The 6,000-nt window shown below is 72.0% G+C and carries 5 protein-coding genes and 1 pseudogene; 4 read left to right on the top strand and 2 right to left on the bottom strand.

The features are described from left to right. A pseudogene (locus AB0F61_RS31035) lies at window positions 1-90 on the top strand (phytochelatin synthase); the annotation flags it as partial. Between the two features lie 246 nt (window positions 91-336). On the opposite strand, the gene recQ reads toward AB0F61_RS31035, so the two are convergent. Further along, on the bottom strand, window positions 337-2,178 hold the full coding sequence (recQ, locus tag AB0F61_RS31030) for a DNA helicase RecQ (RefSeq protein ID WP_357816954.1): 1,842 nt from the start codon (window positions 2,176-2,178) through the stop codon (window positions 337-339). Between the two features lie 74 nt (window positions 2,179-2,252). Beyond that, entirely contained in the window at window positions 2,253-2,597 is a 345-nt protein-coding gene (locus AB0F61_RS31025) for a hypothetical protein (protein WP_357816951.1), read from the bottom strand. Between the two features lie 251 nt (window positions 2,598-2,848). On the opposite strand from AB0F61_RS31025, the gene rapZ reads away from it, so the two are divergent. Genes rapZ through whiA form a run of 3 tightly spaced genes read left to right on the top strand, consistent with a single transcriptional unit; the run spans window position 2,849 to window position 5,922 of the window. After that, entirely contained in the window at window positions 2,849-3,751 is a 903-nt protein-coding gene (rapZ, locus tag AB0F61_RS31020; RefSeq protein WP_357816962.1) for an RNase adapter RapZ, read from the top strand. After that, window positions 3,748-4,887: a 2-phospho-L-lactate transferase CofD family protein gene (locus AB0F61_RS31015; RefSeq protein WP_357816948.1), complete on the top strand. Its 1,140-nt coding sequence runs from the start codon at window positions 3,748-3,750 to the stop codon at window positions 4,885-4,887. Before rapZ ends, AB0F61_RS31015 begins: the two co-directional genes overlap by 4 nt. Window positions 4,888-4,941: 54 nt before the next feature. Next, entirely contained in the window at window positions 4,942-5,922 is a 981-nt protein-coding gene (gene whiA / locus AB0F61_RS31010) for a DNA-binding protein WhiA (protein WP_074312802.1), read from the top strand. Window positions 5,923-6,000: the final 78 nt, after the last annotated feature.

The following is a 6,000-nucleotide window of genomic DNA, read 5'->3' as shown; positions in this document are numbered from 1 at the left end:
GACTCCGCCGACCCCAACCAAGCCGCCTACCAGATCAGCGTCGAACACCTCGCCGACTGGATCGCCACCCGCGGCTACGCCACCAGCTGACCCACCACCAACACCACGGCAAGCCAACACCACCGCACCACAGCAAGCCAGCACCACCGCACCACGGCAAGCCAGCACCACCGCACCACGGCAAGGCCGCACCACCGCACCACGGCAAGGCCGCACCACCGCACCACGGCAAGGCCGCACCACCGCACCACGGCAAGGCCGCACCACGGCACCACGGCACCACGGCAGCATCGAAGGGCCGGACCCCACCACGGGGCCCGGCCCTTCGTCGTGACCTCAGTCGGTGGCGAGGACGCCGAGGATCTGCTCGCCGTACTTGGCGAGCTTGTTCTCGCCGACCCCGCTGATGCCGGACAGCTCGGCAAGCGTGCCCGGCGCGTCGTTGGCGATCTGTCGCAGCGTCGCGTCGTGGAAGATCACGTATGCCGGGACGCCCTGCTCCTTGGCGGTGGCCGCCCGCCAACTCCGCAGCCGCTCGAAGAGCGACGCGGCGGCCGGTGTCAGCTCGGCCACCACGGTGGCCGCGCCGCGCGGTTTCGACGAGCGGCTGGAGGCGGGCTTCTCCGGCTCGCGGCGCAGTGTGACAGTGCGGCGGCGACCCAGGACGTCGGCGCTCGCCTCGGTCAGGGCGAGCGTGCCGTAGTCGCCTTCCACGGCGAGCAGCCCTTCGGCGAGCAGTTGCCGGACGACGCCCCGCCACTCCGCCTCACTCAGCTCGGAGCCGATGCCGAAGACGGTGAGCGAGTCGTGACCGTACTGGCTGATCTTGTCGTTTTGCTTGCCGAGCAGGATGTCGATGCAGTGCCCGGCACCGAACCGCTGGTTGCGTTCGCGGTCGAGACGGAAGACGGCGGAGAGCAACTTCTGGGCGGCGACGGTGCCATCCCAGGATTCTGGTGGGCTGAGGCAGGTGTCGCAGTTGCCGCAGGCGGACGGCGTCCGCTCGCCGAAGTATTCGAGCAGTTGGACCCGGCGGCAGCGCACCGTCTCGCAGAGGGCGAGCATCGCGTCCAGGTGTGCGGCGAGGTTGCGGCGGTGGGCGAGGTCGCCGTCGGAGGTCTCGATCATCTTGCGTTGCTGGACCACGTCCTGCAGCCCGTACGCCAGCCAGGCGGTGGAGGGCAGGCCGTCGCGCCCGGCGCGGCCGGTCTCCTGGTAGTAGCCCTCGACGGACTTGGGCAGGTCGAGGTGGGCGACGAACCGGACGTCCGGCTTGTCGATGCCCATGCCGAAGGCGATGGTGGCCACCATGACGAGGCCGTCCTCGCGCAGGAAGCGCTGCTGGTTGGCGGCGCGGGTGGCCGCGTCCAACCCGGCGTGGTACGGCAGGGCGGCGATGCCGTTGGCGACGAGGAATTCGGCGGTCTTGTCGACCGAGGCGCGGGACAGGCAGTAGACGATCCCGGCGTCGCCGGGGTGCTCGTCGCGCAGCAGGGCCAGCAGTTGCTTGCGCGGCTCCCGCTTGGGCACGATCCGGTACTGGATGTTGGGTCGGTCGAAGCTCGCCACGAAGTGCCGCGCGTCGTCGAGCTTGAGTCGGGTGGCGATCTCGGTGCGGGTGGCGCTCGTCGCGGTGGCGGTAAGCGCGATGCGGGGGACCTGCGGCCACCGTTCGTGCAGCATCGACAGCGCCAGGTAGTCGGGGCGGAAGTCGTGGCCCCACTGGGACACGCAGTGCGCCTCGTCGATCGCGAACAGGGAGATGCGGCCGCGGTCCAGCAGGGCGAGGGTGGACCGGACGCCGAGTGCCTCCGGGGCGAGGTAGAGCAGGTCCAGTTCGCCGGCGAGGAAGGCGGCCTCGACCCGGCGTCGGGCGTCCAGGGTCTGGGTCGAGTTGAGGAAGCCGGCGCGGACGCCGACCGCGGTGAGGGCGTCCACCTGGTCCTGCATGAGCGCGATCAGCGGGGACACGACGACCGCGACGCCGTCGCGGACCAGGGCCGGGATCTGGTAGCACAACGACTTGCCGCCACCGGTGGGCATCAACACCAGGGCGTCGCCGCCGGCGACCACGTGGTCGATCACCTGCTGCTGGAAACCGCGGAAGGCGTCGTAGCCGAAGACGCGGCGCAGCACCGGCAGAGCGTCCTCGGTGCGCAGGTCGGTGGGAGAAGCCATTCGCGGAGTCTACGAGCCAACCCCGACAGCGCCCGCCCGGCGCACCCGAGTGACGGGCGCGCCGGGGGACGGGGTCAGCCGGGCTGGCTGGAGCGGTTGGCCAGCCCGCGCGGCGGGGCCTTCATTCCGACCACGATGTCGACGATCTCGATGTAGCGGGCCTTGGCACCCATCCGGAAGGCGGTGGCCGCCGCGTTGATCTCCTCGAGGGTGTCGCCCTCGACGATGGTGACCTGGTCGTACTTGCCGTTCACCCCGGTCGTCACCACGTGCGTGAGCTGCTTGGCGAAGCGACCCAGGTCTCGCGCGTGTTCGGCGGAGACCTCGTGGATGCCCTCCCGGCCGAGCGCGAAGTACTCCGGGCTGATCCGCATGAACAGGAAGCCGATGTATTTGTTCTTGTCCGCAAGGTCGTGCATCGCACCCTCCCAGATGTCGGTCTGACCTGCGACGATCACGAAGAGCATATTGACGATTACTGATCGTCATCAAGGGTGGTGACTGTCGGGAGCGCGACCGGCGGCTGCCGGCCGCCGGCGACCCGCGACGGGTGCCGGCCCTTCGGCCGGACGGCGGGATAGAGTCGCTGATTGACCAATCGCGGCCGAGGGGGCCGCGGCGCCACAGCTTGGGGGTACGGGTGAGCGAGGCGCGCGCAGCCGGCAGCCGGATCGACGATCCGGCTGCCGTGGACGGGCAGTCGGCGACCGAATCGGAGACCACGCTTGTGGTGGTGACCGGCGTCTCCGGAGGTGGCCGCAGCACTGTCGCCCGGGCGTTGGAGAACGTCGGCTACTACGTGGTCGACAACCTGCCGCAGGCCCTGATGCTGGACATGGCCGAGTTGGCGTTCAAGGCGGGCGGCGCGGCTCGGCGTACCGCGATGGTGTTGGACGTGCGGTCGCGGGCCTTCTCCACGGACCTGGCCGGGGCGATCCGGGAGCTGAAGGAGCGCGGCTTCTCGCCCCGGGTGGTCTTCGTCGACGCCGACGACGAGGTGCTGATCCGGCGGTTCGAGAGCGTTCGCCGCTCGCACCCGTTGCAGGGCGACGGGCGGCTGGCCGACGGCATCGCCGTGGAGCGTGGCCTGCTGGAGGAGGCCCGCGACCAGGCCGACGTGATCATCGACACCAGCCACCTCAACGTCAACCAGCTCCGTCGGCGCATCGAGGAGCTGTTCGGCGGCGAGGACGCCCGCCGGCTGCGGGTCACCGTGCTGTCGTTCGGCTTCAAGTACGGCCTGCCGCCGGACGCCGATTTCGTGCTCGACGCCCGCTTCCTGCCGAACCCGTACTGGGTGCCCGAGCTGCGCGAGCACACCGGGCGGGAGGAGGCGGTCAGCGCGTACGTGCTGGGCCAGGAGGGCGCGGACGCCTTCGTCGCCTCGTACGCCGACCTGGTCAACGCCACCACCGCCGGCTTCGAGCGGGAGGGCAAGCGGTACCTGACGGTCGCCGTGGGCTGCACCGGCGGCAAGCACCGCAGCGTGGCCATCGCCGAGGAGTTGGCCAGCCGCCTGCGCCACTCCGGGCTGGCGGCCAACGCCCAGCACCGCGATCTGGGGCGCGAGTGACGGCCCGCCGGGTGGTGGCGTTCGGCGGTGGGCACGGGCTCTCCGCCTCGTTGCGGGCGCTGCGCCACTGCGCACCCGAACTCGACCTCGACATCACCGCCGTGGTCACCGTCGGAGACGACGGCGGTTCCAGTGGCCGCCTGCGCGCCGAGCGGGGTGGCCTGCCCCCGGGTGATCTGCGCCAGGCGCTTGTGGCGCTGGCCGGCGACCACCCGGCCACCCGACGCAGCGCCGGGCTGTTCCAGCACCGCTTCGCCGCCGTGCCGGCCGGCGTACCCCGGCTCGGCGCAGCCGACCCGGACCCGGCGGCGACCGACGGCCGCAACCCCGACCGACGTGACCAGGGCGCACACGACCACAGCGCACACGACCAGGGCGCACACGGCCAGGCCGCGGAGGGTTCCGGCGCGAACGGCCCCGGCGCGGAGCGGACGAGCACCCGCGCCGACGGGCTCGCCGGGCACGCGGTGGGCAACCTGGTGCTCTGCGGTCTCATGGAGTTGCTCGGTGACCCGGTGGCCGCGCTTGAGCACGCCGGCGCGATGCTCGGCGCGGTCGGCCGGGTGTTGCCGATGTCCCGCCAGCCGGTCGGCATCGAGGCACGGGTACGCGGCGCCGACCCGACGGCCCCCGACGAGGTGCAGACGGTGCGCGGCCAGCACCAGGTGGCTGTCACCACCGGGCGGGTCGAGTCGCTGCGCCTCACGCCCGCCGCGCCGGCGGCCTGCGCCGAGGCGATCGAGGCGATCATGGCGGCGGACTGGTTGATCTTCGGGCCGGGCAGTTGGTACACGAGCGTGCTCCCGCACCTGCTGGTGCCGCAGTTGGCCGACGCGATCGTGTCCACCTCGGCCCGGCGGTTGGTCACGTTGAACCTCGCCGCGGAGAAGGAGACCCTCGGGCTCTCGGTCGCCGACCACCTCGCCGCCCTGCACTGGTACCTGGCCGAACTCAAGGTGGACCTCGTGCTCGCGGATGCCAAGGCGGTGGGTGACCCCGAACCTGTCGAACGTGCGGCAGAATCGCTTGGTGCCCGCCTGGTCCTCGCCCCCGTCGCCGTCACCGACGGCACTCCCCGCCATGATCCGGCTGCCCTGGGCGCCGCGCTGGTGCCTGTCCTGGGCGCCGATCGTTAGACACGTACGTAATCTCCGGCGACACGCCGGAACCGGTCCGTGAGGGGACGCACAATGGCGATGACGGCCGCGGTCAAGGACGAGCTGAGTCGGGTCGACGTGCCCAAGCCCTGCTGTCGGCGGGCGGAGATGGCCGCACTGCTGCGCTTCGCCGGCGGGCTGCACATCGTCTCCGGCCGCGTGGTGGTGGAGGCGGAACTGGACACGGGGGCGGTGGCCCGACGGTTACGTCGGGAGATCGCCGAGGTCTACGGGTATCCCAGCGAGATCCACGTGCTGGCCTCCGGTGGCCTGCGCAAGGGCAGCCACTTCATCGTGCGGGTGGTCAAGGACGGCGAGGCCCTCGCCCGGCAGACCGGCCTGCTCGACGTGCGGGGCCGCCCGGTGCGCGGGCTGCCCCCACATGTGGTGGCGGCGAACGTCTGCTGCGCGGTCTCCGCGTGGCGGGGCGCGTTCATGGCCCACGGTTCGCTCACCGAACCCGGCCGCTCCAGTGCTCTGGAGATCACCTGCCCGGGGCCGGAGTCGGCGTTGGCTCTTGTCGGCGCGGCCCGCCGCATCGGCATCACCGCCAAGAACCGCGAGGTGCGCGGAGTGGACCGGGTGGTGGTCAAGGACGGCGACGCGATCGCCGCGCTGCTCACCCGCATCGGCGCGCACTCGAGCGTGCTGGCCTGGGAGGAGCGTCGGGTACGTCGGGAGGTGCGGGCCACCGCCAACCGGCTCGCCAACTTCGACGACGCCAACCTGCGCCGCTCGGCGCGTGCCGCTGTCGCCGCCGCCGCCCGGGTCACCCGCGCGCTGGAGATCCTCGCCGACGAGGCGCCCAACCACCTGACCGACGCCGGGCGGCTGCGCCTGGAGCACCGGCAGGCGTCCCTGGAGGAGTTGGGCGCGCTGGCCGAGCCGCCGCTGACCAAGGACGCCATCGCCGGGCGGATCCGCCGGCTGCTCGCGCTGGCCGACAAGCGTGCCCGGGACCTCGGCATCCCGGATACGGAAGCGGCAGTCACGCCCGACATGCTCGTGGTCTGATAGGACGGTGGGGCCGCACGGTGTGCCCGGGAGCACGACCCGGCGCAGCGTGGCCTCGCGCGCTCGGATAGGGTCGCT

The sequence above is a fragment of the Micromonospora sp. NPDC023888 genome (assembly GCF_040639415.1).
Classification (GTDB): domain Bacteria; phylum Actinomycetota; class Actinomycetes; order Mycobacteriales; family Micromonosporaceae; genus Micromonospora.
The sequence above is the reverse complement of the archived record's forward strand: the minus strand, read 5'-3'. Positions and strand labels throughout refer to the sequence as shown.